Source organism: Streptomyces sp. NPDC046759 (assembly GCF_040645475.1).
GTDB lineage: Bacteria > Actinomycetota > Actinomycetes > Streptomycetales > Streptomycetaceae > Streptomyces.
Genome location: NZ_JBEYYJ010000023.1, coordinates 39,620 through 66,562, shown reverse-complemented (window position 1 = coordinate 66,562; position 26,943 = coordinate 39,620). Strand labels below are relative to the sequence as shown.

At 71.2% G+C, this 26,943-nt stretch carries 24 protein-coding genes and 1 pseudogene; 6 read left to right on the top strand and 19 right to left on the bottom strand.

The annotated features are described in order from the left end of the window. Positions 1 to 2: 2 nt before the first annotated feature. From ABZ919_RS28055 to betA, 5 genes are all read right to left on the bottom strand, one after another. A complete protein-coding gene (locus ABZ919_RS28055) occupies positions 3 to 1,976 on the bottom strand; it encodes an ABC transporter permease subunit (RefSeq protein ID WP_361253026.1) in 1,974 nt (657 codons plus the stop codon). Then, on the bottom strand, positions 1,976 to 3,067 hold the full coding sequence (locus tag ABZ919_RS28050) for a glycine betaine/L-proline ABC transporter ATP-binding protein (RefSeq protein ID WP_361253024.1): 1,092 nt from the start codon (positions 3,065 to 3,067) through the stop codon (positions 1,976 to 1,978). The genes ABZ919_RS28055 and ABZ919_RS28050 overlap by 1 nt, the downstream gene beginning before the upstream one ends. 20 nt (positions 3,068 to 3,087) lie before the next feature. After that, the gene (locus ABZ919_RS28045) at positions 3,088 to 4,557 is read right to left on the bottom strand and encodes an aldehyde dehydrogenase family protein (RefSeq protein ID WP_361253022.1); all 1,470 of its coding nucleotides are present in this window, start codon (positions 4,555 to 4,557) and stop codon (positions 3,088 to 3,090) included. A gap of 138 nt (positions 4,558 to 4,695) precedes the next feature. Continuing rightward, the gene (locus ABZ919_RS28040; protein ID WP_361253021.1) at positions 4,696 to 5,532 is read right to left on the bottom strand and encodes a 5,10-methylenetetrahydrofolate reductase; all 837 of its coding nucleotides are present in this window, start codon (positions 5,530 to 5,532) and stop codon (positions 4,696 to 4,698) included. A 3-nt stretch (positions 5,533 to 5,535) separates the two neighbouring features. Then, positions 5,536 to 7,206, bottom strand: coding sequence for a choline dehydrogenase (gene betA / locus ABZ919_RS28035; protein ID WP_361253019.1), 1,671 nt, complete (start codon positions 7,204 to 7,206; stop codon positions 5,536 to 5,538). Between the two features lie 151 nt (positions 7,207 to 7,357). Here betA and ABZ919_RS28030 point away from each other — a divergent pair, with 151 nt between their 5' ends. Continuing rightward, a complete protein-coding gene (locus ABZ919_RS28030) occupies positions 7,358 to 8,155 on the top strand; it encodes an IclR family transcriptional regulator (protein WP_361253017.1) in 798 nt (265 codons plus the stop codon). 63 nt (positions 8,156 to 8,218) lie between these two features. Here the strand turns inward: ABZ919_RS28030 and ABZ919_RS28025 are convergent, their stop codons facing one another. The 8 genes from ABZ919_RS28025 to ABZ919_RS27990 form a co-directional block, all read right to left on the bottom strand. Further along, positions 8,219 to 9,352, bottom strand: coding sequence for an aromatic ring-hydroxylating dioxygenase subunit alpha (locus ABZ919_RS28025; RefSeq protein WP_361253015.1), 1,134 nt, complete (start codon positions 9,350 to 9,352; stop codon positions 8,219 to 8,221). A 159-nt stretch (positions 9,353 to 9,511) separates the two neighbouring features. Next, positions 9,512 to 10,675, bottom strand: a complete 1,164-nt coding sequence (locus ABZ919_RS28020) for an FAD-dependent oxidoreductase (RefSeq protein WP_361253013.1) — start codon at positions 10,673 to 10,675, stop codon at positions 9,512 to 9,514. Further along, positions 10,672 to 11,034: a bifunctional 3-phenylpropionate/cinnamic acid dioxygenase ferredoxin subunit gene (locus ABZ919_RS28015; RefSeq protein WP_361253011.1), complete on the bottom strand. Its 363-nt coding sequence runs from the start codon at positions 11,032 to 11,034 to the stop codon at positions 10,672 to 10,674. Before ABZ919_RS28015 ends, ABZ919_RS28020 begins: the two co-directional genes overlap by 4 nt. 257 nt (positions 11,035 to 11,291) lie before the next feature. After that, entirely contained in the window at positions 11,292 to 11,936 is a 645-nt protein-coding gene (locus tag ABZ919_RS28010; protein WP_361253009.1) for an MBL fold metallo-hydrolase, read from the bottom strand. Beyond that, on the bottom strand, positions 11,936 to 13,021 hold the full coding sequence (locus ABZ919_RS28005) for an S-(hydroxymethyl)mycothiol dehydrogenase (RefSeq protein ID WP_361253007.1): 1,086 nt from the start codon (positions 13,019 to 13,021) through the stop codon (positions 11,936 to 11,938). The genes ABZ919_RS28010 and ABZ919_RS28005 overlap by 1 nt, the downstream gene beginning before the upstream one ends. Before the next feature lie 215 nt (positions 13,022 to 13,236). Then, positions 13,237 to 13,659, bottom strand: a complete 423-nt coding sequence (locus ABZ919_RS28000) for a CBS domain-containing protein (RefSeq protein ID WP_361253005.1) — start codon at positions 13,657 to 13,659, stop codon at positions 13,237 to 13,239. Between the two features lie 261 nt (positions 13,660 to 13,920). Next, positions 13,921 to 14,232, bottom strand: coding sequence for a hypothetical protein (locus tag ABZ919_RS27995; RefSeq protein ID WP_361253003.1), 312 nt, complete (start codon positions 14,230 to 14,232; stop codon positions 13,921 to 13,923). A gap of 162 nt (positions 14,233 to 14,394) precedes the next feature. Then, positions 14,395 to 15,519 (bottom strand): CapA family protein, encoded by a 1,125-nt coding sequence (locus ABZ919_RS27990; protein WP_361253001.1) that lies wholly within the window; start codon positions 15,517 to 15,519, stop codon positions 14,395 to 14,397. Positions 15,520 to 15,818: 299 nt separating this feature from the next. Between ABZ919_RS27990 and ABZ919_RS27985 the strand changes: the two genes are divergently transcribed. After that, positions 15,819 to 16,853, top strand: a complete 1,035-nt coding sequence (locus tag ABZ919_RS27985) for a sphingomyelin phosphodiesterase (RefSeq protein ID WP_361253000.1) — start codon at positions 15,819 to 15,821, stop codon at positions 16,851 to 16,853. A gap of 190 nt (positions 16,854 to 17,043) precedes the next feature. Further along, positions 17,044 to 17,859: an SAM-dependent methyltransferase gene (locus ABZ919_RS27980; protein ID WP_361252998.1), complete on the top strand. Its 816-nt coding sequence runs from the start codon at positions 17,044 to 17,046 to the stop codon at positions 17,857 to 17,859. 164 nt (positions 17,860 to 18,023) lie between these two features. Here ABZ919_RS27980 and ABZ919_RS27975 read toward each other — a convergent pair whose 3' ends face one another. Both ABZ919_RS27975 and ABZ919_RS27970 read right to left on the bottom strand, forming a co-directional pair. Further along, positions 18,024 to 18,320 (bottom strand): hypothetical protein, encoded by a 297-nt coding sequence (locus ABZ919_RS27975; protein WP_361253157.1) that lies wholly within the window; start codon positions 18,318 to 18,320, stop codon positions 18,024 to 18,026. Between the two features lie 49 nt (positions 18,321 to 18,369). Further along, complete coding sequence (locus ABZ919_RS27970; RefSeq protein WP_361252996.1) at positions 18,370 to 18,864, bottom strand: CBS domain-containing protein; 495 nt, start codon at positions 18,862 to 18,864, stop codon at positions 18,370 to 18,372. Positions 18,865 to 19,376: 512 nt separating this feature from the next. Between ABZ919_RS27970 and ABZ919_RS27965 the strand changes: the two genes are divergently transcribed. The 3 genes from ABZ919_RS27965 to ABZ919_RS27955 all read left to right on the top strand — a co-directional run bounded on the left by ABZ919_RS27965 (position 19,377) and on the right by ABZ919_RS27955 (position 21,637). Further along, complete coding sequence (locus tag ABZ919_RS27965) at positions 19,377 to 20,195, top strand: universal stress protein (protein ID WP_361252994.1); 819 nt, start codon at positions 19,377 to 19,379, stop codon at positions 20,193 to 20,195. 159 nt (positions 20,196 to 20,354) lie between these two features. Then, positions 20,355 to 20,642, top strand: a complete 288-nt coding sequence (locus ABZ919_RS27960) for a dsRBD fold-containing protein (protein WP_361252992.1) — start codon at positions 20,355 to 20,357, stop codon at positions 20,640 to 20,642. A gap of 74 nt (positions 20,643 to 20,716) precedes the next feature. Further along, positions 20,717 to 21,637: a pyridoxamine 5'-phosphate oxidase family protein gene (locus tag ABZ919_RS27955; RefSeq protein ID WP_361252990.1), complete on the top strand. Its 921-nt coding sequence runs from the start codon at positions 20,717 to 20,719 to the stop codon at positions 21,635 to 21,637. Positions 21,638 to 21,827: 190 nt separating this feature from the next. Here the strand turns inward: ABZ919_RS27955 and ABZ919_RS27950 are convergent, their stop codons facing one another. The 4 genes and pseudogenes from ABZ919_RS27950 to ABZ919_RS27935 form a co-directional block, all read right to left on the bottom strand. Further along, a complete protein-coding gene (locus ABZ919_RS27950) occupies positions 21,828 to 23,225 on the bottom strand; it encodes an FAD-binding oxidoreductase (protein WP_361252988.1) in 1,398 nt (465 codons plus the stop codon). Between the two features lie 300 nt (positions 23,226 to 23,525). After that, positions 23,526 to 23,918, bottom strand: a complete 393-nt coding sequence (locus tag ABZ919_RS27945) for a class I SAM-dependent methyltransferase (protein WP_361252986.1) — start codon at positions 23,916 to 23,918, stop codon at positions 23,526 to 23,528. Between the two features lie 29 nt (positions 23,919 to 23,947). Further along, positions 23,948 to 24,151: pseudogene (locus tag ABZ919_RS27940) on the bottom strand (hypothetical protein); the annotation flags it as partial. A gap of 41 nt (positions 24,152 to 24,192) precedes the next feature. Next, positions 24,193 to 26,943 (bottom strand): bifunctional YncE family protein/alkaline phosphatase family protein, encoded by a 2,751-nt coding sequence (locus tag ABZ919_RS27935; RefSeq protein ID WP_361252985.1) that lies wholly within the window; start codon positions 26,941 to 26,943, stop codon positions 24,193 to 24,195.

Sequence of the window (26,943 nt, the reverse complement as noted above, 5' to 3'; positions counted from 1 at the left end):
CCTTAAGCCCTGGTGCGTCGTGCCGCAGCCTGAGTGATCCGGTCGAACATGACTCCGAGCAGTACGATGGCGAGCCCCGCCGCCAGCCCCTTTCCGTACAGCTCTCCCTGCGAGAAACCGGCTACGACGTCGTAGCCGAGGGCGCCCGCCCCTACCAGGCCGCCCACCACAACCATCGACAGCACGTAGATCAGGCCCTGGTTGGTCGCGAGTGTCAGGGCGCTGCGGGCCATCGGCAGCTGGACCTTGGTGATGATCTGCCACGTGGTGCAGCCGGCCGAGGTGGCCGCCTCCACGGTGGACTCGGAGACGTTCCGCACACCGTCCGCGATGATCTTGATCGCGACGGGCGCCGCGTAGACGACGGCCGCGACGATGGCGGTGAACCGGGTGGCCCCGAAGAGGGCGAGGAACGGCACGAGATAGACGAAGGGCGGCATGACCTGGGCGGCGTCGAGCGTCGGCCGCACCAGCCGGTCCACCACCCGGCTGCGTCCCATCCACACGCCGAAGACGGCACCGAGCAGCATCACCAGCACCGTGGCCACGGCCGTCGAGGCGAGGGTGGTCATGCTGTCCGACCACACGCCCGTGCCGACCAGCAGGGCGACGCACACGGCGGCCGTCGCTCCGGCCCGCCACCCGCCGAGCACCGCGCCGAGCGCGACCAGGGTGACGCCGACCAGCCACCACGGGGAGTCCGTGAGCAGCGTCTGGAAGGGGTTCAGCAGACCGTCGGTGATGACGTTCCGGATGCCGTTGGTCACCCCCGAGAGATGGTCCTGGAGCCAGGTGGTCGTCGTGTCCGCCGCGCTCGCGATGTGGCTGCCGGCGCTGCCGTTGCCGGGGAACTCGGCCGCCCACACGTAGGTGTGGGACAGGTAGACCAGCACGACGGCCCCGATCCCGCCGGCCACCAGCAGCGGGCGGCGCCACTTCGGGAAGCGGCCGCCCGTGGGGCGCGCCCCGGTGCGTGCGGCCGCCGCCGTGGTGACCCGGTCGAGCACGATGGCCATCACGACGATGGCGAGGCCGGCGTTGAAGGCCGTGCCGACGTCGAGCGACTGCAGGGCCTGCACGACGGTCTTGCCGAGGCCCGGCGCGTCGATCAGGGCGGCGATGGTCACCATGGCCAGGGCGGCCATGATGGTCTGGTTGACGCCCATGACCACCGTGCGCCTGGACATCGGCAGCAGCACCTTCAGCAGTTGCTGCGACCGCGTGGTGCCGAGCGAGTCCGCCGCCTCGACCGTGGTCTCGGGCACGGAGCGGATGGCGTGCGCGGTGATGCGGATGGCGGGCGGCGCCGCGTAGATCACCGTGGTGATCACGGCGGAGGCCCCGCCGATGAGGAAGATCAGGGTCAGCGGGGCCAGATAGACGAAGGTCGGCATCGTCTGCATGAAGTCCAGGAAGGGCGTCATGATCCGGTTGAACCGGTCGGAGAGACCGGCCCACACGCCCAGCGGGATGCCGATGAGCAGCGCCACGATGACCGCCGACAGGGTCAGCGCCAGGGTGTCCATGCTCTCCTGCCACAGGCCCTGCAGCCCGAAGAAGGTGAAGCCGGCCACGGCCAGCAGCGCGACCCGCCAGTTGCCCACGGCCCAGGAGACGTACCCGGTGAGGCCGACGACACCGAGCCAGCCGATCTGCGGGACGGGCCGGGAGCCGCTGGGCTGGGAGATCAGGGACTGGACGAAGGTCACCAGGTTGTCGATGACCAGCCGGATCTCGTTGAAGAAGTACAGGAAGACCGGGTTGGAGTTGCGGTTGGCCCCGATGGTGTCGTTGACGTCGTTCAGCCAGCGGTGCAGGCCGGTGAGGTCGGCCGCGGCGAGGGCCAGAGTCTGCCGGCCGCGCAGCACGGTGAACAGCACCAGCCAGGCGATCAGGACGGCGGCCACCACCATGGGGCGGCTCACCCTCTCGCGGACGGTCGCGACCGGCGGGGTCGCGTCGGCGGCGACGGCCATCACGCACCGCCCTGCCGGCCGGCGACGACGGAGAGGATCTCCTCGTCACCGACGATGCCGAGCAGCTTGCCGTTCTCGACGACCTTGACCGGCTGTGCGGCGGCGAGCACCGCCCGGGTGGCCTCGCGCACGACGACGTCCGGCCCCAACTCGGGTCCGTCGAGGGCGTCGTCGGGCTCGGCGGGGCGCATGATCCAGCGCAGGGTGAGGACGTCGCCGCGCGGCACGTCCTTGACGAAGTCCCGTACGTAGTCGTCCGCCGGGGCTCCGACGAGTTCGTCGCCGGTGCCGCACTGGACCGTCTTCCCGTCGCGCATGATCAGGATGCGGTCGCCCAGCTTCAGGGCCTCGGAGAGGTCGTGGGTGATGAACACCATGGTCTTGCCGACCTCGTGGTGCAGCCGGATGACCTCGCTCTGCATGTCGCGGCGGATCAGCGGGTCGAGCGCGGAGAACGGTTCGTCGAAGAAGAGGACGTCGGGGTCGCCGGCCAGTGCGCGGGCCAGGCCGACGCGCTGCTGCATGCCGCCGGAGAGCTGGTCGGGGTAGGAGTTCTCGTACCCGGCGAGGCCCACCAGTTCGACGACCTCCATGGCCTTCCTGGTCCGCTCGGCCCTGCCCATGCCGCGGATCTCCAGGCCGAACGCCACGTTGTCGACGACCTTGCGGTGCGGCAGCAGACCGAAGTGCTGGAAGACCATGGAGAACTTGCTGCGCCGCAGTTCGCGCAGCCGCTTGCGGTCGGCGCCGCGGATGTCCTCGCCCTCGAACACGACCTCCCCGGCGGTGGGTTCGATCAGCCGGGTCAGACATCGCACCAGGGTGGACTTGCCGGAGCCGGACAGGCCCATGACGACGAAGACCTCGCCGGGCGAGACCTCGAAGTTCACGTCCCGTACGGCGGCGGTGCAGCCGGTGCGGTCCATGAGCTCGCGGCGGGTGAGTCCGCACAGCTCCGCGGAGTCCGGCACCTCGTCCGCCTTCGGCCCGAACACCTTCCACAGCCGGCGCACGGAGATGACCGGGGTACGCGCCTGGGTGTCCTGGGACGTGCCGCGCGGCTGCGACACCTCGGTCTGTGCTGGGGTCATGATCGACCTCTTTTCGGCGTTCAGCCGCGGAACCAGTGCTGCGGCCGGGGTTGGATGTTCTGCCAGACGTGCTTGGGCTCGCGGTACTCGTCCAGGCCGGTGGGCCCCAGCTCACGGCCCACGCCGGAGTGCCCGAAACCGCCCCACTCGGCCTGGGGCACATAGGGGTGGTAGTCGTTGATCCACACCGTGCCGTGGCGCAGCCTGCGGGCCACCCGCTGGGCCTTGCCCGCGTCCTGTGTCCAGACGGCTCCGGCGAGGCCGTACTCCGTGTCGTTGGCGATGCGGACGGCGTCGTCCTCGTCGCGGAAGCGCTCGACGGTGAGGACGGGGCCGAAGGACTCCTCGTGCACCACACGCATGTCCTGCCGGCACTCGTCGAGGACGGTGGGCGGGTAGTAGTGGCCGCCGGCGAGCGCGGGATCGTCGGGGCGGGCACCGCCGCAGCGCAGTACGGCGCCCTCGGCCAGGCCGGCGGCGACGTACGCCTCGACCTTCTCCCGGTGCTGTGCGGAGATCAGCGCGCCGGTCTCGGCCTCGGGATCGAAGGGCCCGCCGAGGCGGATCCGTCGGGCGCGGCGCACGAGTTCGTCGACGAAGGCGTCGTGGAGGGAGTCCTCGACGACGAGGCGGGCGCCGGCCGAGCAGACCTGTCCGGAGTGCAGGAAGACCGCGGTGAGCGCGAAGTCCACTGCGGTGGCGAAGTCGGCGTCGGCGAAGACGACGTTCGGGTTCTTGCCGCCGAGTTCGAGGGCCACCTTCTTCACCGTGGCCGCGGCGGTGGCCATGATGTGCCGCCCGGTCTGCAGGCCTCCGGTGAACGACACCATGTCGACGGCCGGGTGCTCGGCGAGCGGCGCGCCGACCTCGGCTCCGGCTCCCAGCACGAGATTGGCGGCGCCGGCCGGCAGCCCGGCCTCCTCGAGCGCCTTCATCAGCAGGATCGAGGTGGAGGGCGTGAGCTCGCTGGGTTTGAGCACGACGGTGTTGCCCGCGACAAGGGCGGGAGCCACCTTCCAACTCGCCTGCAGCAGTGGGTAGTTCCAGGGGGTGATCAGTCCGCAGACGCCGACGGGCTCGTAGGTGACCCGGCTGAGTGCGTCGTCGCGGCCGGTGTCGACCACCCGGCCGGCGCCGGTGCCGGCGATGCCGCCGTAGTAGCGGAAGCAGGAGACGACGTCGGCGATGTCGTACTCGCTCTCCACCAGGCGTTTGCCGGTGTCGAGGGACTCGGCGCGGGCGAAGTCCTTGGCGTCGCGCTCGATGATGTCGGCCGCGCGCAGCAGCAGGGCGCCGCGCTCACGCTCGGGGGTGTGTGGCCAGGGGCCTTCGTCGAAGGCGCGCCGGGCCGCGGCGATCGCCGCCTCGGCGTCGGGGCGGGTGGCTTCCGAGACCGTCGCAACCGGCGTACCGTCCGCCGGACAGCGGATCTCCCGGTGGCCGCCGGCCACCGGGGCGCGCCATTCTCCGTCCACGTACAGATCTGCCACGGCCGCGCCCTTCGAAGAAATTCGTTGCGCATTGTGCATTGAATTGCTTGTGGTGGAACACCCTGGCCGACTCGGACGAGACCCGTCAAGGGGTCGGTGCATCTCGATTCGGTCGCCACCGCGTCGCTCCCGCGCGCGTCAGCCGCCCAGCCGGTCCAGAGCCGCACGGCGCCAGCGCTCCGTCTCGGCGATCTGGTTGAAGGTGAACAGATGAAGGCCGGCCACTGCCGCGGAGGGTGCGGTGAACGCCCGCGCGCAGCGGGTGAGCAGGCGTTCGGGGGCGTATCCGCCCGGTGCCGCGAACCTCAGGAACCAGGACGGGTGCCGGGTGAGGAAGCGTGTCGACTCCCCCACTCCGATCTTGGCCGCCATCGACAGCAGCTTGGCCCGCTGGACCGGCCCGGCGACGCCCACGTGGACGGGCAGGGTGACGTCACGGCGCCGGACCCGCGCGATCCAGTCGCCGAGCACGCGCGGATCGAAGCACAGGTTGCTCACGATGTAGGTGGCGTGCGCCCGCTTGTCCCACATCGACTGGATGGTGATGTCGTCGTCGATGAGCGGATGGCTCTCCGGATAGCCGGTGATCCCCATGTCCGCGAAGGGTCTGCCCAGGTCGCTCAGCCCGCGCAGCACGGGCAGCGCTCCGTGGTACGGCCCGGCGGGCGGATCGGCGTCGCCCGCCGGGACGAAGACGTCGTCGACACGCCCCGCGCGCAGCCGCTCCGCGACGTCCTTCAGGTGCGCGTCGTCCCGCAGCAGCCGCGCCGGCACATGCGGGACGACGCGGTAACCGTGCGCCGCGAGCCGCTCGGCGAGATCGAGCGTCGGCTCCAGTCCTCTGACCGGCGACGCCGTGACCGTGACGATGACGTCACGCGGTACATGCGCGAGGACCTTCTCCTCGGTGGCCCGCGCCGGCAGCACCTCGTAACGGACACGGCCGAGCAACGCCCGCAGCGCCTCGCCGTCCATCGCCTACCCGGCCTGCTTCTGGGCGTCGCGGTGCCGGTAGTACGCGGCCTTGGAGGGCGCCGCCGGCTCCTTGCCGAGGATGAGGTCGGCCGCCTTCTCGGCGATCATCATCACCGGTGCGTAGATGTTGCCGTTGGTGACGTACGGCATCACCGACGCGTCCACGACCCGCAGCCCGTCCAGTCCGTGCACCCTCATGGTCAGCGGGTCGACGACGGACATGTCGTCGGTGCCCATCTTGCAGGTGCAGGAGGGATGCAGCGCGGTCTCGCCCTCCTTGGCGACCCAGGAGAGGATCTCCTCGTCGGTCCCGACGGAGGGTCCGGGTGAGATCTCGCCGCCGTTGTAGGGGGCGAGGGCGGGCTGTTCGAGGATCCTGCGGGCGACACGGATCGCCTCGACCCACTCGCGGCGGTCCTGCTCGGTGGAGAGGTAGTTGAAGCGCAGCGCGGGCTTCTCCCGCGGGTCCCTGCTCCTGATCTTCACCGATCCGACGGCGTCCGAGTACATGGGTCCGACATGCACCTGGTAGCCGTGGCCGCCGGCCGGCGAGGAGCCGTCGTAGCGGACGGCGACCGGAAGGAAGTGGAACATCAGGTTGGGGTAGTCCACGTCCTCGTTGCTGCGGGCGAAGCCGCCCGCCTCGAAGTGGTTGGTGGCCGCCGGACCCTTGCGGAACAGCCACTGCAGGCCGATGAGGGGGGCGCGCCACTTCGCCATGTACGGCTGCACGGACACGGGCTGCCTGCAGGCGTACTGGACGTACACCTCCAGGTGGTCCTGCATGTTCTCGCCGACGCCCGGCAGATGGTGCACGGGGTCGATGCCCAGGGCGGACAGCTCGGCGGCGTTGCCGACGCCGGAGAGCTGCAGCAGCTGCGGGGAGTTGATCGCGCCGCCGCACAGGACGACCTCGCCGGCGCGGACCTGCTGGGGAGCGCCCTTGCCGCGCCGGTACTCGACACCGACGGCCCGCTTGCCCTCGAACAGCACCCGGGTGACGAGGGCGCGGGTCTTCACCGTGAGGTTCGGACGTCTCATCGCGGGCTTGAGGTACGCCTTCGAGGCGGAGAGCCGGCGCCCGCGGTGGACGTTGCGGTCGAACTTGGCGAAGCCTTCCTGGCGGTAGCCGTTGACGTCGTCGGTCGGGGCGTAGCCCGCCTCCTGGGTGGCCTTGAGGAAGGCGGTGAACAGCGGATTGGTCGCGGGGCCGCGCTCCAGGACGAGGGGGCCGTCATGGCCGCGGAACTCGTCGTCCGGGTCGGCCGCGAGGCAGTTCTCCATCCGGCGGAAGTAGGGCAGGCAGTGGGCGTAGTCCCAGGTCTCCATACCGGGCTCGGCCGCCCACCGCTCGTAGTCCATGGGGTTGCCGCGCTGGAAGATCATGCCGTTGATGCTGCTGGAGCCGCCGAGTACCTTGCCGCGGGCGTGGTAGATGCGCCGGCCGCCCATGTGGGGTTCGGGCTCGGACTCGTACTTCCAGTCGTAGAAGCGGCTGCCTATGGGATAGGTCAGCGCCGCGGGCATGTGGATGAACACGTCCCAGGGGTAGTCGGAGCGCCCGGCCTCCAGGACGAGCACCCGGTTCCCGGGGTCGGCCGAGAGACGGTTCGCCAGTGCGCTGCCGGCCGAACCGCCGCCGACGATGACGAAGTCGTACTGCAAGGGAGCCATGGTGCCTCGTCTCGCTCGCGCCGTCGATGTGGGGGGCATGCTAGTACGGGTATCGCTATACGCACCAGGTTGCGACCAACGCAACCTGTAAGATCTTTGTTCACTGCGCGTTACTTGCGCGAACGTTGTTTACTGCGCGTATAGTTTCGCTATGAGCAACTACAGCCCGGATACCGAAACGAACGGCTCATCGCCCGGCGGGGTGCAGTCCGTCGACCGGGCCATCAGCGTCCTGGAGATCCTGGCCCAGCGGGGCGAGGCCGGGGTGAGCGAGGTGGCCGGCGAGATCGATGTGCACAAGTCGACCGCCTTCCGTCTGCTCGGCGCCCTGGAGGCGCGCGGCCTCGTGGAACAGGCGGGCGAGCGCGGAAAGTACCGCCTCGGCTTCGGCATCGTACGCCTTGCGGGTGCCGTCACGGGACGGATCGACATCACCCAGCAGGGACGTCCGGTGTGCGAGCGCCTGGCCGAGGAGATCGGCGAGACGGTCAACATCGCGGTGATGCAGGAGCACTACGCGATCAACCTCTACCAGGTGCGCGGCACGGCCGCCGTCACCGCGCACAACTGGGTCGGTCAGCTGACCCCGGTGCACGCCACCTCCAGCGGCAAGATCATGCTGGCCCACCTGCCCGCCAAGGAACGCGCCGCGCTGGTCGCGGAGGCCGGCCTGAAGAAGCTGACGCCGCACACCATCTCCTCGAAGGCGAAGCTGGAGAAGGCCCTCGCCGAGGCGCGCGAGCGCGGATACGCCTGGACGCTGGAGGAGCTGGAGATCGGGCTGCACGCCATGGCCGCCCCGATCCGCGACCGGGAGGGCCATGTCATCGCGTCGATCAGCGCCTCCGGACCCTCCTACCGGTTCACCGAGGAGCGTATGCACGAGCTGGCTCCGGTGCTGGTCAAGGGCGCCGAGGAGATCAGTCACCGCATGGGATACCTCGGCTGAGCACACGCAGCACCACCGCCGCACGGCCCGCGTCCGCCCCCCGCGTGGGCCAGGGGCTCCCGCTCACTGCGGGCTGCCCGTGCCGAGGCGCTCGTTCACCCAGTCGTGGAAGGCGCCTATGTGGTGCTCGCTGGGCACGAGCACGCCGCCCTTGGCGTACAGCCGTGAGCTCATGCCGGGCTGGGTGCGCTCGCAGGCGTCGAAGTCCTGCCGGTTGACCCGGTCGAAGAGTTCCACGGACCGGCTGACGTCCTTGCCGCCCGCCACCACCTCGGGCAGGTAGAGCCAGTCGCACTCGACGACCGTGCGGTCCACGGCCACCGGGTACATCCGGTGGAAGATCACGTGGTCGGGCACCAGGTTGATGAACACCTGCGGCTTGACGGTGATCGCGTAGTACCGGCGGTCCTGCTCCTCGGACACTCCCGGAATGCGGCCCAGGCCCTCGGATCCGTCCACGGTGAAGCCCTGGACCTCCGCACCGAACTCGGCGCCGTGCCCGACGTAGTACTGCGCGGCGTAACCGTCGGCGAACTCCGGGAGCACCTCGGTGAGTTCGGGGTGGATCGTGGCGCAGTGGTAGCACTCCATGAAGTTCTCGATGATGAGCTTCCAGTTCGCCCTGACGTCGTAGACGATGCGCTTGCCCACGGAGAGGTTCTCGATGTCGTAGCGCTCGATCGACGCCGTGTCGCCCAGGCGCTCGACCACCGCCCCGATCACGTCCTCCTCGAAGGAGGGCGGGTTCTCCGCCAGGCAGACCCAGACGTAGCCGAGCCATTCCCGGACGGCCACGCTCACCAGGCCGTACTCGGTGCGGCCGACGTCGGGCATCTTGGTGAGGTTGGGCGCCGCGACCAGTTTGCCGTTCAGGTCGTAGGTCCATGCGTGGTACGGGCACTGGAAGGCCCGCTTGACCTCGCCCGTCCCCTCCGTGCAGAGCTTGGCCCCGCGGTGCCGGCAGACGTTGAAGAAGGCGCGGATCGAGTGGTCCCGGGCCCGGGTGACGAGGATGCTCTCGCGGCCCACGTCGACAGTGCGGAAAGCACCGGGCCCGGCAAGATCCGACGAGCGTGCGACGCAGAACCACATCGCCTCGAGGATGCGCTCCTGTTCCTGGGCGAAGACGCCGGGATCCGTGTAGGCGGAGCCGGGGAGGGTGGCGATCAGGCTGTCCGGCAGGCTGGTCGAGGTCACGGTGCACTCCTCGGGAAACGTCGTGGATCGGTGGGTCACGCGCCGGGAAGAGCGACTTCGGTCGGCGTTGCGCTTGGCGCCGTTGCGCATGGCGGTGTTGTGCATGGGGCAACCCTGCGTTTCATGTGCAACGCAGCATGGGATGCCCCCTGAGTGGTGTCAAGTCGTGGCAGAGGCGAGTTGCCGGCGCCACCGGGTGAAGAGCCGGGGCTGGTTCAGCCCGAGCGCGGCGACCGGCCGTCCGGCCCGCCGGTAGACGGCGAGGAAACTGCGGTCGTCGGTCGAGCCCTCCTCGACCCTCACGCTGTCGGCCCCCGCGGCATGGCCGACGAACTGGATCTTCACTCCGTACTGATCGGACCAGAAGTACGGCGGCCGCGGCAGGCCCGGTTCCGTCGCACCGTGGGCGAGCAGCGCGGCCACGGCGGCGTCCGGCCGTTCCAGCGCCCCGGTCCAGTGCTCGACCCTGCGGTGGGCTCCGGTCCGCGGGTCGTACCAGTTGGCGCAGTCGCCCACGGCGACCACCTGAGCCACCCCGGTGCGGCCGTCGGCGCCGCACTTGACGCCGTTGTCGAGCGGGATGCCGGAGCCTTCCAGCCACTCGACGCAGGGGCGTGCGCCCACGCCGACGACCACGACGTCGGCAGGAACCCTGCGGCCGTCCTCCAGCAGTACGGCCTCCACCCGGCGCTCCCCGCCCAGCCCCTTGACGCCCACCCCGCACAGCAGCCGTACGCCATGGTCGGCGTGGAGGGCGGAGACGACGCCGCCCAGGGTCTCGCCGAGCGGCCCGGCCAGCGGCGTCGGCGCCGCCTCGACCACGGTCACGTCGAGTCCCAGGGCGTACGCCGTGGAGGCGACCTCGGCTCCGATGAACCCGCCGCCGATCACCACCAGCCGGCCGCCGCGGGCCAGGTCGGCGCGCAGGGCCAGGGCGTCGTCGAGCGTGCGCAGCACATGGACTCCGGCGAGGCCCGCGGTGCCGGGCAGGGTGCGGGCGGCCGCGCCGGTGGCGATGACCAGGCCGTCGGCGCGGATCCGCCGGCCGTCGGCGAGCCGGATCGCCCGCTCGGCGCGGTCGAGTCCGGTGGCCCGGGCGCCGAGCACCCACTCCGCCCCGAGCTCCTCGTCGTCCCGCTCCAGCGCCAGTTCCGTCTCGCCGACGGCACCGGTCAGGAACTCCTTGGACAGGGGCGGCCGGTCGTACGGGCGGTGGATCTCGTCGCCGACGACGAGCAGCCGGCCGTCGTACCCCCGCTTCCGCAGCGAACGCGCGGCCGACAGACCGGCCAGCGAGGCGCCCACCACGGCCACGGTTCTCACGCGGGGCCTTTGGCCAGGCGGGCGGCGACGCACGGCGGCAGGTTGGGCGCCTGCGTGGACAGCCGCACATGGATCACGCCGTCCTCGACGACGACCTCGTGGGTGCGGACCGGAAGCTTGGCCGGAGGCGCGTCCACGGCTCCGCTCCTCAGGTCGAACTTCGAGGCGTGCAGGGGGCATTCGACCTCGCAACCCTCCAGCCAGCCGTCGGCGAGCGACGCGTCCTGGTGGGTGCAGGTGTCGTCGATGGCGAAGAGCTCGCCGTCGTCGGTGTGGAACACCGAGACCGGCGGATCGATGTCGAGCCGGTGGGCCTCGCCTCGCGGCAGATCCGCGAGGCGGCACGCGGGAATCATCATGACACCTCGGTGCGTATAGCGAAACGGATTGCGATTAGCGCAACGCCAGTCTGCGGGCCGCGCCGAAGGCTTGTCAAGGAGTCCACAGGCCGGTTTGCACGGCGTCCGGCGACCGGTTTCCGGACATGCCACAGCACCCTCGAAAGCGCAGGTCAACAGGGGTAGGTAGGCGCCGCTGGGGGGTGCGGCGACGGCCCCGCCGACGGTGCCGTCCGCTTCGGTCCGTCACCGGGGCAGGGCCGCTTACCGCCGGGCGGTCAGAAGCCGCGCTCGATCCACTCCTGGAGGTGTGGCGCCTCGGCGCCCACGGTGGTGGTGTCGCCGTGGCCGGTGTGCACCACGGTGCCGGCCGGCAGGGCGAGGAGGCGTTCCCTGATCGACCGGACGATGGTCGGGAAGTCGCTGTACGACCGTCCCGTCGCGCCCGGCCCGCCGGCGAACAGCGTGTCGCCGCTGAACAGCGCCGAGAGGCCCGGGGCGTACAGGCAGACGGCTCCCGGCGCGTGTCCCGGCGTGTGCAGCACGGTGAGCTCCACGCCGGCGACGGTGAGGCACTGACCGTCGGTCAGCGGGCCGTCGGGCGCCCGGTCGGGATGGGTCTGTCTCCACAGCGGGAGATCGTCGGCGTGCAGCAGGACCGGGGCACCGGTCCGGGCGGCGAGCTCGGGAGCGGCATCGATGTGGTCGTTGTGCGCGTGCGTGCACACGATGGCCCGCAGGGTGCGTCCGCCGATGGCCCCGGCGATGGCACCGGCGTCATGGGCGGCGTCGATGACGACGGCCTCGGTGTCGTCGCCCACGATCCACACGTTGTTGTCGACGTCCCAGGTGCCGCCGTCCAGTGAGAACGTGCCCGAGGTGACGAGACGTTCGATGCGGGCGCCCGGCGTCCCGGACGGCATCAGAAGACCACCACCGAGCGCAGGACGTCGCCGTGGTGCATGCGCTCGAAGGCCTTCTCGACCTCGTCCAGCGCGATGGTCTCGGTGACGAAGGCGTCCAGGTCGAGGCGGCCCTGCAGATAGAGGTCGATGAGCATCGGGAAGTCACGCGAGGGCAGGCAGTCGCCGTACCAGGAGGACTTCAGCGCCCCGCCCCGGCCGAAGACGTCCAGCAGGGGCAGTTCGAGCTTCATCTCGGGCGTGGGCACGCCCACCAGGACGACGGTGCCGGCGAGATCGCGGGCGTAGAAGGCCTGCCGGTACGTCTCCGGACGGCCGACCGCCTCGATCACGACATCGGCGCCGAACCCGCCGGTCAGCTCGCGCACGGCGTCGACCGCGTCCGTCTGCCCGGAGTTGACCGTGTGGGTCGCGCCCAGCTTCTTCGCGGTGTCCAGCTTGCGGTCGTCGATGTCCACCGCGATGATCTTGGCCGCACCCGCCAGGTTCGATCCGGCGATCGCCGCGGCGCCGACGCCGCCACACCCGATCACGGCGACGGTGTCCCCGCGGCCGACGTTCCCGGTGTTGATCGCCGCGCCGAGGCCGGCCATCACGCCGCAGCCGAGCAGGCCGGCGGCGGCGGGCGAGGCGGCCCGGTCGACCTTGGTGCACTGGCCCGCCGCCACGAGGGTCTTCTCGGCCAAGGCACCGATCCCCAGCGCCGGCGAGAGCTCCGTGCCGTCGGCCGAGGTCATCTTCTGCTTCGCGTTGTGCGTGCTGAAGCAGTACCAGGGCCGTCCGCGCAGACACGCCCGGCACCGGCCGCACACCGCGCGCCAGTTCAGGACGACGAAGTCGCCCGGGGCCACGTCCGTGACGCCCTCACCCACCGCTTCCACCACTCCGGCCGCCTCGTGCCCCAGCAGGAACGGAAAGTCGTCGCCGATGCCGCCCTGTCGGTAGTGCAGGTCGGTGTGGCAGACCCCGCAGGCTTCGATCGTGACCAGCGCCTCGCCTGGGCCGGGATCGGGAACGACGATCGTTTCCAGACTGACGGGGGCGCCCTTGCTTCGCGCGACGACAGCGCGGACCTGCTGAGCCATGGCCACTCCTCGGCTGACGGAGAATCAAGGTGTTGCCTATTACGGCACGCCTCTCACCTTTCGCAACACAGCATCGCGGAGGCCGAAGCAGGGGTCAAGGATCCGGCACAAGGCTCCGCAGCGCAGGGCGGACGGCAGCAGCGGACGCCGCCCCGCGGCCGCTTCGGCGCTGTGGGCAGGCGCCTGCGGCCGCGGAGCGGCGTCCTCTTTGGCGATCAGGTCGCGTACACGCGCTGGACGAACTCCGCCAGCTGGTCGTCGCTCAGGTGCTGCGCGATGTCGCTCTCGCTGATCATTCCGATCATGCGCTTGTTCTCGACCACCGGGAGCCGCTTGATCCAATGACTCTCCATCTCCCGCAGGGCGTCGGAGATGTCGGCGGCGGCATCGATCCAGCGCGGCGTGCCCTCGCACAGGTCGCCGCACGTCACCCGCGCGGGATCGTGCCCCGAGGCCACGCACTTCACCACGATGTCGCGGTCGGTGATGATGCCGCACATCCGGTCGCTGTTGTCGGGGTCGCTCACCGGGAGTGCGCCCACCTCGTGGTCCCGCATCATCTGCGCCGCGCGGTCCAGCGTCTCGTGCCGGGGTATCCACTGGGCACCCGGGTGCATGATGTCCTTCGCAGTCGTCATCGCTCGTCCCTCCGTCGGAGCGCGGCTCCGGGCGCGGTCCAGTCCCCCGCGCAGCTCGGCTCGCCGCCGCGGGTCCACCGCCGACCGTGCAGGCAGGGGTGCGAGGGCCGGCGTGCCGCGACTGTGGCGCGCCGTCGCCGAACAGGGCCTTCAGTCATCGTGCACGAGGAGCGCGCGCGATGTCTTGTTGGGCTTTCAAACGCCCCCTTGGGCCGCGACGCGCCCGGCCGCGGCGCGACACGATCGGCGGCCTCCGAGCGGTCAGGCCTGCGCTCCCGGTCCCGCCGGTCCCGTCATCCCGCCGAGCGTGGTCGCGTCCTGCGTCCTGCGTCCCCTGGGACCGCGGGGGTGACGGTGCCGGTGGACCGCGATCGTCGCCAGCAAAGCCAGGCCCAGACAGAAGACGAGCGCCAGCGCGAGACCCGAGCTGAACAGCGCGAGACCGTTCATGGTGGCGATGTCGTGGCCGAGGACGGAAACGGAGTAGTCGGGCCCGCCGGACAGATTGCCGGCGATCGCCAGGGCGGTGAAGGCGCCCGCGCCCGCGAGAAGGAGCAGTCCGAAGAACAGCATCCGAGTCACCTCCTCAGGAGACGTCTGCCGGCGGCCGGGTACCCCCGGCCCTTCGGCCGTACCGCCACCGCACCGCCCGACGCCCGTCTCCCCCGTGCTCACCTGCACACGTCCAACGCCCGGCTCCCCCATGCTCACCTGCACACGTCCATCCGCCCACGTTCATCCGCCCACGCCCGCCGGCCCCGCCGCGAGGGCGAGCGTGCCGTCGGTCCCCCTGCGGATGCGTACGCCGTGGCTGATGCGGTCGAGGGTCGCGCACAGCCATGCCGTGTCCTGGTCCCCCGCCGGCTCCAGCCGCATCCGGCGCGCCTGCAGGGGGATCATCCGCAGGCCCGTCAGGCACCCGGTGTCCGCGTCCACCGAGGCCAGGTAGCCGAGCCGGAGGTCGTCGCGGTACTGCTCGAAACCCCCGATGCCCTCGTAGTCGTCGATGAAGTCGCCGCAGCCGTAGAGGATCAGCCGGCCCCGGTACACCTCGAGGGGGCGGACGTGGTGCGAGGAGTGCCCGTGGACGATGTCGACCCCGCCGTCGACGAGGGCACGCCCGAAGCGGACCTGCTCACGGGGGACGGGATAGCCCCAGTTGGAACCCCAGTGCACCGACACCACCGCGATGTCCCCCGGTCGCTTCGCCCGGCGCACCCGCCGGACGGCGGCCTCGGCCGCCGCCGCCGACAGCTCGGGGACCCAGGCGACTCCGGGCTCCTCCTCGGTCGCCGCCCAGTCGGGCGGGATGCCGCTGGACGGCGATCCCAGGGCGAGGACCAGGACGCGGTGGCCGGGCGCGGCGGGGACCGTCGCGGGGGCGTAGGCCTCGCCGGCGTCGCGTCCCGCGCCCACGGCCCGAAGCCCCGCACCGGCGAGCGAGTCCAGCGTCTCTTCCAGTCCCGGCCGGCCGAAGTCCAGCACGTGGTTGTTGGCCAGGACGCACACATCGGGCCGGGCCACCGTCAGGGCGGGCAGGTTGGCCGGGTGCATCCGGTAGTGGACCGCCTTCCCCGGCACGAACTCGTCGCTGCGTGTGACAGCCGTTTCCAGATTCACGATCCGGGCCTCGGGTGCGAGCTCTTCCAGGAGCCCCAGCGCCGCGCCCCACGGCCAGGAAGGGGCGACCGGCGCGGGGATCGGACCGCTGACCGCCTCGGCCAGCTCCACGTACGACCGGGCGTCCTGGACGTAGTCCTCGCGCAGCACCGGACTTCCGGGGTGCGCCAGGATCTGGTCGACGCCGCGCCCGAGCATCACGTCACCGCACAGGAACAGCGTCACCACGCTGCCGCCCATACTCCCACCCTAAGGCGCCTCGTACGCCCTTCCAGGTGGAGGCCGCCCACTGCCGCACCGGCGGGGGCGAGGCAGGAGAAGCCTCCCGGCGATGTGCGCACAAAACCGGGCAGCCACGGCTCCGGCCCGGCGGATCAGCTCACCCGTGGATGAACTTGTCCAGACACCTTTTCTCCATGGACTGATCGGCCGATGTTCCCTCGGCGGTACCGGCGAGCACCCTAGAGTCCTCCTGTCATGTACGCGCCCCGTCCACCGCGGCACGCGGGGCGGTACAACCCACTTCATCAGGAGCCTGCATGGTCTCGCGTCGTACAGCCACCGCCCTCACCGCCGCAGCGGCAGCCATGCTCCTCGGCCTCAGCGGTTACACGGCCCCCGCCGCGAGCGCGGGCACGGGCACCACGCTCTCGGTGTTCGCCTGGAACGTGGACCTCGGCACCGCGATCGTCGACAGCACCCAGAACGAGAAGGCGGCGCAGCGCACCCCGACCATCGAGTCGATCATCCGCAAGCACGGCGCCGACGTGGTGGTGCTGGACGAGGACTTCAACAACAGCTCCACCGCGGACATCATCGGCAAGCTGGCCGACCTGTACCCGTACCACACCCCGGTCGTCGGCCAGACCTGCTCCGGCGGCGGCTGGACCGGCATCAGCGGTGACTGTTCCAACTCCTGGTTCGTCATCAACGGCGGCACCATGATCCTCTCCAAGTACCCGATCACCGCGCAGTACGCCCACGTCTTCAGCAACTCCACCTACGGCACCTGGGACTACCACGCCAACAAGGGCGCGGCACTCGTGCAGATCGACAAGGGCGGGGTGAAGAGCTGGGTGGTCGGCACCCACCTCCAGGCCGACGAGTCCGACACCTCCACCGACACCACGCAGTCCACCCGGCTCGCCCAGCTCGGCGAGATACGCACCTGGGTGGACGGCATCGCCGGCTCGACGGCACCGGTGCTGATCGGCGGTGACCTGAACGTCGAGTACTACGGCGGCCGGTCGCGCGGCGACTACGCCAACGCCCAGGCAGCGGTGAACGGCGTCCTCGGCACCCCGGCCACCGACGCCGGTCAGGCGCTGCGCACCATGGACTGCCCGGTCTCCGCCTGGTGCCAGTACATGTCCGGCACCGAGTCCTTCCCGAAGGACTACCGGGACGACCTCGACTACATCGGTTACCTGAACGCAGCGGGCCGACCGGTTCCGGCTGCCATGTCCACCGTCAAGGTCGACTTCGACCCCCAGGCCGGCTGGACCACCGGCCTGACCGACACCAACGCTCCCAGCGATCACTACCCGGTCGAGACGACGTTCCAGCTCGGCTGACGCCGGCCGCGGGGCGAGCACCGAGGAGCGAGGCTCCTTTGCGCCCGCCCCGCCGCAGAGGGGACGCGGTGCGCGCGTCCCCTCTGCCGTACACCGGTGCTTCACCCGAACCCATGGGCGAGAAGCGGGCGTTGGGACGTAAGTTGTGCCCCGACTGATCCATGCCATGACCGAAAGACGGACCCGACTCATGACCGACCCCATGACGACGCCCGATCCGGCAATGAGCCAGAAGATCGACACGTCGGTACCGCACTCCGCCCGCATCTGGAACTACTGGCTCGGCGGCAAGGACAACTACCCCGTCGACGAGGCGGCAGGCGACGCGTACACCGCGGTCTTCCCCGGTATCGTCACCATCGCCCGCAGCAGCCGGGCCTTCCTGCGCCGCAACATCACGTATCTGGTGCGAGAGGTGGGTGTCCGGCAGTTCCTGGACGTCGGCACCGGGCTGCCGACCGCCGAGAACACCCATGAGGTCGCCCAGCGGCTCGCTCCCGAAGCCCGGATCGTCTACGTGGACAACGACCCGATGGTCCTGGCACACGCCCGCGCCCTGCTCTACTCCTCCCCCGAGGGCGCCACCTCCTACATCGACGCCAACCTGACCGACCCGGAACGGATCCTCCAGGCCGCCGCCTCGACACTGGACTTCGGGCGCCCCGTCGCGCTGATCCTCAGCAACATCCTCGGCCACCTCGCCGACTACGATCAGGCCCGCTCCATCGCCCGCCGTCTGATGGACGCCCTGCCGTCGGGCAGCCACCTCTCCGTCAACGACGGTTCACGTGGCATCGATCCCGTCTTCGAGCAGGCCCAGGACGCCTACAACAGCAGCGGCGCCGTCCCCTACAACCTGCGCACGGTCGACGAGATCACCGCGTACTTCGACGGATTGGAGCTCATCGATCCCGGCGTCGTATCGGTCACCCGGTGGCGTCCGGAGCCCGGTTCGCCCGCCCCGCAGGTCGTGGCCGAACACGGCGGCCTCGCCCGGAAGCCCTAGCCACGGCATCCGAGCCGCTCGAACGGCCCCGTTCGCCCGGGGCAGCCCGATGAACGGGGCTCGCACGGCCGAGTCCGACCGGCCGGCCGGGGTCACGCCGGCCCCGGCCGGCCGGCCCGGCTGTGCAGCGGACTCGGCGGCCGGCGCGTCCGGTCCTGCGTCGGCTATGCCACGGCGTCGGTGTCCAGCCTGGGGACGGTGGCGGCTTCCTCACCTGCCTTCAGTGCCTCCACCGTTGCCTGGTGCAGGTCGCGGCTGCACCGCTCGGAGCGGCAGGGCACGGGGCTTCCGGTGAGGGTGAACCATTCGGAGGTGCCCGTGTACTGGACCGTCACATCTGCCTCCCTGCCGTCCCAGGTGGTGTGGACGGTCAGGTTTCCGCCGACGATCCCCGCCTCGTCGGTTCGTGCGCCGCCCCGGCCGGTGAAGACCCCGGGGGTGGTCCATGATGCCCAGACCATTGACATCAGCCTTTCTTCCTGAGTGTGCGGCTCATCCTCGAGGGGACCGCTAGGGAATGACGATGCCCTGTTCCCGCGAGGCGCGGCACGGCGGCAGCCCGTCCAGGGCGACCCGTGCGGGACGCCGGCAGACGGACTCGGCGTGGCCCTGCAGGCCTGCGGTGGCGGCCACGTAGTCCCGGGCCGTGAGCAGGCCGACCAGGCGTCCGTGCGGATCCGTGACCGGCAGCGCGTCGAGGTCCTCGTCCGTCATCACGGCTGCCGCGCGCAGAACCGACTCCTCGGGGTGGACCGTGACGGTACGGCGGGCGTGGAGGAGTTCGCGCACCCGGCGCCGGGACAGCGTCGCGGCGGCGGCAGCGCAGGCCACGGCGAGTTCGGCGCGGTCCACCAGTCCGGCACAGCAGCCGTCCCCACGGACCACGGGGAGATGACGCTGTTCGGACCTCTCCATGACCTCCCAGGCCAGCAGCACGCTCTCGTCCTGGCCGATCGAGTACGGGGCGGCATCCATCAGACTCCGTACCGCGGGTGGCTCGTTCACGGCTGCCTCCTTGTGCCGGGCGTCCGGCCGCGGATGGTCCCGGTCGGGCGGCGCCGGTGTCGCAACCGGTGCCCTTTCACGCTCGCCGGTCGGGCGCCCGCTGTCATGGGGCCGCATGGCCTCACCGCACGCCGTTCGCCCCACGACCGGCCCGGGGTGCGGGGCCGCTCGACCCGGTGTGCGCCCTCGGCCTCCCGACGGTACGCGCTCCCTCGCTCTCCCACCTCCACGGTCGCCCCCACCGGTCGCCCGGGCAACACGGCGGCCCGCCGGCCCCGGTCCGGGCCCCCGGCACCGACGGGAGACCTCGGCACGGTCGGACCGCCGCGGCCCCGGTGACGAAGGTCTGCATGGCGGTGGCCCCCGTCCGGTACCAAGCTGGGAGTGGCCCCCGTCCGGTACGAAGCCGGGAGAGGACGCCGACCGGGTCCGACCGGGGAGCCCGTCTTCGGGTGGGCCTGGCGCCCAGGGGCCGGCGGGGGCGCGGTCCGGCACGAGAGGAGACAGGGGCGGTGACGATTCCCCTGGTGGTCGGTGTCGACGGGTCCGGGGCCGGCCTGGAGGCGGTCGACTGGGCCGCCGCCGAGGCGGCCCGGCACGACGTGCCGCTTCATCTCCTGCATGCCGCGGCCGGGGACCGCGACGCGGCCGACGTGATCGGCGCTGCCTGCGCGCGGGCCGGGAAGCGCGCTCCCGCGGTCCGGCTGTCCAGCGACGTGGTGCACGAGGACGCGGCCTCCGCCCTGGTCGACCTGGGGCGCAGCGCCTTCGCGCTGGTGCTGGGCTCCAGAGGGCTCGGCGACCTCCCGGGCATGCTGCTGGGCTCGGTGAGCCTCGCCGTGGCGGCACGGGCGGACTGTCCGGTCGTCGTGGTCCGCGGCGCGGCCGAGCACCGCGACGCCCGGTTCGGCAGCGTCGTGGTCGGCGTCGAGGACGAACACGGCAGCGGCGCGGCGGTGCAGTTCGCGTTCCGCGAGGCCGAGGTGCGCCGGTGCCGGCTCGTGGCCCTGCACGCCTGGAGTGCGCCGTCGGGTGCCTGTACGACTCCGCAAGCCCCGTCGTGGCCCCTCGAGGCCCATCTGCGGCCGCCGCCTCAGGTGCTCGACGACACCCTGCGGGTCGCGGAGGGCTGGTACCGCGACGTCCAGGTGAGCCGTCAGGTGATCGAGGGCCCGGCGCGCCGGGCCCTGCTGGAGGCCGCGTCGGAGGCGGACCTGCTGGTCGTGGGCGCCTGTCGGCGACTTGGGCATCCCGGTCTGCAACTGGGCCTGGTCAATCACGCGGTACTGCATCACGCGCCGTGCCCCGTCGCGGTCGTACCCCAGGTGTGACCGCCGCCCACGCGGGGCCGCTCGGACGGGGTGAACGTCGGACGGCGCCGCCGGGGCCGGACGCCGGTCCCTCAGGGACGTTCGGCCCTGGGCACCGCGGTCACCGGCGTTCGATGGTGAATGGCAGAGGGGGGCCGGTCCGGGACGAGGAGGCAAGCGATGTCGCACACCGCGGAGTGGAAGGTCCGTCTCCACCTCTTCGAGGACGACGACGGCACGACGAAGGCGCACATGGTGCTGGACACGGGCGCCACGGCTCTCTCCGCCCTGGGAACGGCGCACTGCCATCCCGCGGACGTCGACGTGCCGGAGATCGGCGACGAACTGGCGGCGGGCCGCGCCATGGACGACCTCGCCCGGCAGCTGCTGCATGCCGCCGAACTCGACATGCAGGGAGCGGACGCGCCCATGCGCAGCATGCGTGAGCCCACCGCCCGGATCCTGTGAACCCGCACCCCGTGCTGCGTCGCGTCCGGCGTGTCAGGCAGGACGCAGCACCATTCTCCGGAGAGGGCGGCGGCATGCGAGCTCACCTCGGCGACCAGCTCGTCATCGAAGGTCCGGCGACCGGCGTCGCCCGGCGTGACGGCGAGATCGTCGGCCTCCACCACGAGGACGGAACACCCCCGTACGACGTCCGCTGGTCGGACACGGACGAGGTGACGCTCGTCTTCCCCGGCCCCGACGCCCACGTCCGCCCTCTCCGCCACGGACCCGTCGCGACCGTGCATGGTTCACGGCCGCCCGCGGACGAGATGGTGACCGCATCCCGGGCCGCCCGGCCGAGCGGGACGAACAACCCCGGCGACATCGGCCGGCGCGTCGCCGTCGAACGCAGGAGAAGGGGCCTCAGCCGTGAGGAGACGGCCGGCCTCGCGCGCATGTCGCCCGACTATCTGGCCTACCTCGAGGTACGGCCCGCCGACCCGACCGTGGCCACGCTCATCAGGCTGGCCGACGCACTGGGCACCACGGTCGCCGCCCTGCGCGGCGGCGGGCTCGATCGCCCTTCCGGTCAGGGCCATGCGCTGCTCCATCCCGAGCTGCGCGATCTCGACCCGGAGGAATGCCGCACCCTGCTCTCCACGCACGGCGTGGGACGCGTCTCGGTGTCGCCGTCCGACGGACGCCCTGCGGTCGTCCCGGTCAATTACGACGTGGTCGACGGCGCCATCGTCTTCCGGACGGCGCCCGATTCCGTGGCCGCGGCCGCCGCCGGGCGTGAGGTCGCCTTCGAGGTGGACCACGTGGACGACGCCCTGAGCCAGGGCTGGAGCGTCCTCGCCGTCGGCCCGGCCCGTGCCGTGACGGACCCGGACGCCGTGCGGGCCCTCACCCGCAACGCCCACACGCGACCGTGGGCGGGCGGTGAGCGCCAGATGTGGGTGTCGATCCGGCCCACGAGCCTCACGGGCCGCCGGATCACTCCGGCAGGCCTGTGACCGGCCGGGGCCTCGGCGCCGAGGCCCCGTCGGCTCCCGCCGCATGCACACCTTCCTGTGCGGTCACCTCACGGTGGCCGCGTACCGCGCGGATCGGGGCGGCCGCCGCGGTCTCGACGTCCGGCTTTCGGCGCCGGCGTCCCAGGGCCGGGCCCAGCGCCCCCGGCGCCCGCTCGGCCCCTCAGTCCGGTCAGTCCGGGCTTGGTGCGATGTTCTGGTTGGCGTGGAACAGGTTGTCCGGGTCGTAGGCGCGTTTCACCGAGGCCAGGCGGTCGTAGTGGCCGCGGTAGGTGGCCCGGACCCGGTCCAGGCGCTCTCCCTGGCCGATGTAGTTGACGTAGGCGCCGCCCATGGAGTGCGGGTGCAGGTCGGTCCAGTAGTCGACGCACCACTGCCGGATCAGCCCGGCGTTGGCGGGATCGGGGTCGATGCCGGCGAACACGCCGGACCACACGGCGTCCCGGTAGGCCCAGGCCGTGTCGTCGGCGCCGGCCCGGTGGGCCGCCCCGTCCACCGGGTACAGGTGCATGGTCGAAAGGGCGGTGGGGATGTTCTCCGCGTACTTGTGGTGCACCTCGATCGCGGCGTCGGAGATGGTGTCGAAGAAGTCGCCCCGCCAGTACCACTGCAGTCCCCTGGGCATCAGCCCGTCGAACATGGTCTGCAGGGCCGGGTAGGGCATGGGGGTGGTGAAGTGAAAGGCCGGCGGCGCCGGCTCGTTCACCACGGAGAGCACCTCCTCCAGGTGGCCGTCGGCGATGTCGCCGGTGTAACACCACACGACCCCGCACATCTTCTGCCCGTGGATCGGCTCCGGGAAGGGCGGGCCGGGCGGAACGACGAGCACGGCGAAGAACCCGCTGAGCTCGTCCGGCGCGGCGGGCAGGAACTCCCGGTACCAGCGCAGGACTTCGGGCGTGTGCTCGGCCGGCCACACCGTCACCGCGACGCCGACGGTGGACGCCGGGTGCAGCCGGAAGGTGAACGACGTCACCACTCCGAAGTTGCCGCCCCCACCGCGCAGCGCCCAGAACAGGTCCGGGTGACTCTGCGCCGACGCGGTGACGTAGCTGCCGTCGGCGAGGACGACGTCGGCCGACTGCAGACTGTCGATCGTCAGGCCGTACCTGCGGGTGAGGTGGCCGTGCCCGCCGCCGAGGGTGAGACCGCCTACGCCCGTGGTCGAGATGATCCCGGCCGGCACGGCGCGCCCGAAGGTGTGTGCCGCATGGTCGAGGTCACCCAGCCAGCTGCCCCCGCCCACCTGGGCCGTGTCCGTCTCCGGGTCCACCCGGACCCAGCGCATCGGCGACAGATCGAGGACGAGTCCGTCGTCCACCAGGCACAGGCCCGGGCCGCTGTGACCGCCGCCGCGCACCGCGAGCTCGGCGCCGGTGTCCCGGGCGAAGGAGATCGTCTCCCGTACGTCCGCCACGTCCACGCACTGGGCGAAGGCGGCCGGCCGCCGGTCGATCATGGCGTTGTAGATGCTGCGGGCCTCGTCGTAGCCGGGGTCCTGCGGTGTGATCACAGGTCCCCGCAGCGCCTCGCGCAGAGTGCTCGCAGCCCGTTCGTCGATGGTGTTCATGGCCGAGCGCCTTGTCTGGGGTACGAGTCTGGTTGACCACGCCGACGGCCGAGGGACGGCGCCTTCGCGCTCGCGGGGAGACGGGGATGCACGCGCCCGCCTCGGAAGGCGGGGCGTACGGCGAGCCCCTCCCGCCCGATCTCAGTCTTCCCCCGCTCGCAGCGCGCCGCACGTCGCGTGGCGGGGTACGGGGGAAGCCCGGGCGACTCGGTCACCACCGGAGAAGTTGAGCGCTCGCGGGCCGAGACCCGCGCCGCGCGTGCCGGGCGACGTCGTCATCGCACACCTGGGCCCGGCGGGTCAGGTGGCGGCCACCACCAGGTCCTCGCCGGTCGAGGGGTGCAGACCGTCGGTGCGGCCGGCGAAGTGGCGTACGGCGAGCGAGACTCCCGGCACATGCCAAACGTCCCGGAAGCCGGACTCCTGGGCGAGGGCCGGCGTTTCCCGCGGGGTGCAGAAGCTGATGAACAGTGGTCCGGACGCCCGTGCGCCCTCCTCCCTCGCCCGCAGACCGGGGCGGTCGGCGGCGTCGACGAGGTCGGCCGGTCTGCGCCGGGCGAAGGTGCCCAGACCGGCGCCCGGGACGACGTACTGCGTCACGCCGCGGTCGGCCTGCTCGGCGACCAGGTCCTCGATGAAGCGGGCGCGGGCGACGACGGCGGCCCGGGAGCCGCTGGTGGCCCGCGGGTCCATGTCGGGGCGCTCGCGCCGGTGCTCGCTACGGCGGGATCGGGGCGGAACGCGTCCGCGTCCGGCACCTTGAGCACGATCCGGCTGTCCGGCTCCTGATCCTCCGGGACCTCGGCGATGAACACGGACGGACCGTCGCCGTTGCGGAGCCGGCCGGAGTTGTGGTCCGTCACGAACTCAAGCTCGTAGCCCAGCGTCTGGTGCGGCGTGGGCCGGAACGGAAGAACCCCCGGCAGGCGGTCTCGCCTGCCGGGGGTCCTGGTCGTATCAGCCCGCGTCAGCCGTCGTTCTCCGACGACGGGATGTAGGCGCCGGGCACGTCGTTCGGTGCGTAGATCTTCTTCTCACCGGGGTACGGCTTGGTCCAGTTGTGGGTCTCGTACCAGGTGAAGTGGTTCATCTGGGCGGGGTTGGCGTAGTCGGGGACGGCGTTGGGGCCGGTCAGGTGCTGCTTCGACTTCCAGGCGTCCCACTGCGCCGCGAGCGACTCCTTGTCCGCGGGCACCTTCGCCGACGGCACCGCGGCCGCCTCGGGGTCCTGCCGCGCCGGCGTGTCCACTCCGCAGGACGGCGGGGTCTTCAGACCGTCGGTCAGCGACGTCCGGTTCGGCAGCGCCGTGAACGGCGTGTAGTCCGGGTGCCGCGTGAACGCCCCGCGCATGGGGGTGGCCGCGCTGTCCTTCTGGTTCATCGGGTGGACCCCGAGGATCTGCTCGATGGTGCGGATCATGGTGATCTGCGAGTAGTAGCGGTCGTCGACCGTGCCGTGCTGGGCCCAGGGGCTGATGATCTGGATCGGGGCACGGTGGCCGTCCACGTGGTCCAGACCGGCCTGGGAGTCGTCCTCGACGACGAAGATCGCCGAGTCCTTCCAGTACTTGCTGTGCGAGATCTCGTCGACGATCCTGCCGGTGGCCAGGTCGTTGTCGGCGACCTGGGCGGCCGGGCTCGCCGGACCACCGGTGTGGTCGCTGGAGAGCCAGAACATGTTCAGGTTCGCCGGACCGTTCTTCTCGAAGTCCTGCTTCCAGATCTGCTCCCGGTAGACGTCCGGGACACTGGTGTCGAACTTCGGGAATCCGGGCACCGAGACGCTGTTGAGCGACGGGATCGGCGAGGACGAGTTCAGGGTGTAGGCGGTGCCCTGCCCGGTCGCGTCCATGTTCTTCGCGTCGCAGTACAGGTTCTGCCAGCTCGCCCCGGACGGCTTGGTCAGGAACTGGTGGAACTCACCGAAGTCGCGCACGCTGTTGCCGGCCGTCTGCGCGCCCGTCCACAGGAAGCCGGACTTCTGGTGGCCGAGGGCGTCGTCCTCGGTGTCGTAACTGCGCGCGTACTCACCGGCCGAGGACTCCGTGTACTCGGGGTTGTCCGCCTGCATCAGCCAGTTGTGGCCCTCGGCGGAGTTCGTGCCGACGTCGTAGGCGTTGTCGTACAGCCCGAACTGCTCGGCCAGCGCATGCTGGTTCGGCGTCACGTTCTCGCCGAACTGCGTCAGCGACGAGTCACCGTTGCCCTTGGCGATGTCACCGAAGACCTGGTCGTAGGTCCGGTTCTCCTTGACGATCAGGAAGACGTGCTTGATCGTCGAGGGGTCGCCGATCCGGGCCGGGACCGGCACCGGCTGCGCGTGGCTCCTGCCCTTGGCCAGCGAGACCGAGCCGGCGGTCCAGCCGTTCTGCCGGAAGACCTTGGCGGTCTCGGAGCGGATGACCCGGTCGCTGGGCAGTGTGAACTGCGTCAGGCTGGACGTCGTGTCGTGGGTGCCGTGGCCGGCGCTGTCGGGCCGGCGGGCGTCGATGCCGCGGGTGTTGGAGACGACCACCTTCTTGCCCACGGTGGTGATCTCCGCGGGGAAGTAGTCCGTCGGGAGCAGGCCGACGTAGCTGACCGGCTCCTGGGGGGAGGTGTAGCGGTAGACGGCGACGGCGTTGGCGCGGCCCAGCGTCACCAGCAGGTGACCGTCGCCGGTGAGGGTCACCGCGTCGGGCTCGTAACCGACCGACGCCTCCGGCCACGGCTGGGTGGAGATGGTCTGTACGACCTCGTCATTGCGGGTGTTGATGACCGACACGTTGTTGTCGGCGGTGTTGGTGACGAACACCGCGCCGTTCTTGGCGTACACGGCGGTCGGGTGCAGACCGACCTCGATGCTCCGGACGGCGGCGGACGGGTTCGCCAGGTCGATGACGCTGACCGTGCCGGTGGTGGTGGCGCCGGTCTTCGGGTTGGCCGGCACCTGGGTGCCGTAGGAGTTGATCGTGGTGTCGCCGGCCCTGGCGGGACGCCCGCCCTCGTTGCTGACGTAGAGCTTGTCGCCGACCTGGACCATGCCGCGCGGGGCGTTGCCCACGGACCAGCTCTGCTTGACGGCACCCGTCGCGGCGTCGATGGCGACCACCCGGTTCTGGCCGTTGACCGCGGAGTAGACGGTGGAGCCGTCTGCGGAGAACACCGCCGCGGCCACGAGCGCGTGCTTGCTGCCGTCGGCCGGGATGGTGACGGTCGTCGGGTTGGAGAGGGTGCCGTCGGCGTTCACGGTGAACTTGGTGTAGCCGTCGGTCTGGCCGAGCCACAGCTGCTTGCCGTCGGGCGAGTAGGCCGGGCCCTCCTGGCCGACGGAATTGCCGGCGATACGCAGGTCGTCGGCCGCGGAGGTGCCGATGCGCTGCTTGACCTGCCCGCTCGCGAGGTCCACGACGACGAGCGCCGCGTCGCCGTCGGCGACCGCGGCCGCGAGATGGCTGCCGTCCGGGCTGACCGTCGACGACATGATCTTGCCGTCGTTGATGACCAGTCGGTCGCCGTACGGGGCGATGTACTGGTCGGCGGAGACGACCTGGCCCCTGGCGGTGACCTGGCCGACCTGGTCGGTGCCGAACTGGCGCGTTTCGGCGACGGCGGTGCCGGTGGCCAGGGCGGCGGTGGCGATACATGCCGTGACCAGGGTGGCCCGGCGTCCGACACGTCTGCCGAGCAGGACGTAGTACTCCTTCTCGACCTGACGACGGCGGCGCGTTATCTGCAT

Bases quoted from the DNA above. Each gene is read 5' to 3' on its own strand.
- ABZ919_RS28050 (WP_361253024.1), bottom strand. From the start codon at position 3,067: ATGACCCCAGCACAGACCGAGGTGTCGCAGCCGCGCGGCACGTCCCAG.
- ABZ919_RS28010 (WP_361253009.1), bottom strand. From the start codon at position 11,936: ATGCCGTCCGGGACGCCGGGCGCCCGCATCGAACGTCTCGTCACCTCG.
- ABZ919_RS28005 (WP_361253007.1), bottom strand. From the start codon at position 13,021: ATGGCTCAGCAGGTCCGCGCTGTCGTCGCGCGAAGCAAGGGCGCCCCC.
- ABZ919_RS27985 (WP_361253000.1), top strand. From the start codon at position 15,819: ATGGTCTCGCGTCGTACAGCCACCGCCCTCACCGCCGCAGCGGCAGCC.
- ABZ919_RS28015 (WP_361253011.1), bottom strand. From the start codon at position 11,034: ATGATGATTCCCGCGTGCCGCCTCGCGGATCTGCCGCGAGGCGAGGCC.
- ABZ919_RS28055 (WP_361253026.1), bottom strand. From the start codon at position 1,976: ATGGCCGTCGCCGCCGACGCGACCCCGCCGGTCGCGACCGTCCGCGAG.
- ABZ919_RS27990 (WP_361253001.1), bottom strand. From the start codon at position 15,519: ATGGGCGGCAGCGTGGTGACGCTGTTCCTGTGCGGTGACGTGATGCTC.
- ABZ919_RS27945 (WP_361252986.1), bottom strand. From the start codon at position 23,918: ATGGACCCGCGGGCCACCAGCGGCTCCCGGGCCGCCGTCGTCGCCCGC.
- ABZ919_RS27955 (WP_361252990.1), top strand. From the start codon at position 20,717: ATGCGAGCTCACCTCGGCGACCAGCTCGTCATCGAAGGTCCGGCGACC.
- ABZ919_RS27950 (WP_361252988.1), bottom strand. From the start codon at position 23,225: ATGAACACCATCGACGAACGGGCTGCGAGCACTCTGCGCGAGGCGCTG.
- ABZ919_RS28000 (WP_361253005.1), bottom strand. From the start codon at position 13,659: ATGACGACTGCGAAGGACATCATGCACCCGGGTGCCCAGTGGATACCC.
- ABZ919_RS28030 (WP_361253017.1), top strand. From the start codon at position 7,358: ATGAGCAACTACAGCCCGGATACCGAAACGAACGGCTCATCGCCCGGC.
- ABZ919_RS27975 (WP_361253157.1), bottom strand. From the start codon at position 18,320: ATGGTCTGGGCATCATGGACCACCCCCGGGGTCTTCACCGGCCGGGGC.
- ABZ919_RS27980 (WP_361252998.1), top strand. From the start codon at position 17,044: ATGACCGACCCCATGACGACGCCCGATCCGGCAATGAGCCAGAAGATC.
- betA (WP_361253019.1), bottom strand. From the start codon at position 7,206: ATGGCTCCCTTGCAGTACGACTTCGTCATCGTCGGCGGCGGTTCGGCC.
- ABZ919_RS27960 (WP_361252992.1), top strand. From the start codon at position 20,355: ATGTCGCACACCGCGGAGTGGAAGGTCCGTCTCCACCTCTTCGAGGAC.
- ABZ919_RS28040 (WP_361253021.1), bottom strand. From the start codon at position 5,532: ATGGACGGCGAGGCGCTGCGGGCGTTGCTCGGCCGTGTCCGTTACGAG.
- ABZ919_RS27935 (WP_361252985.1), bottom strand. From the start codon at position 26,943: ATGCAGATAACGCGCCGCCGTCGTCAGGTCGAGAAGGAGTACTACGTC.
- ABZ919_RS27995 (WP_361253003.1), bottom strand. From the start codon at position 14,232: ATGCTGTTCTTCGGACTGCTCCTTCTCGCGGGCGCGGGCGCCTTCACC.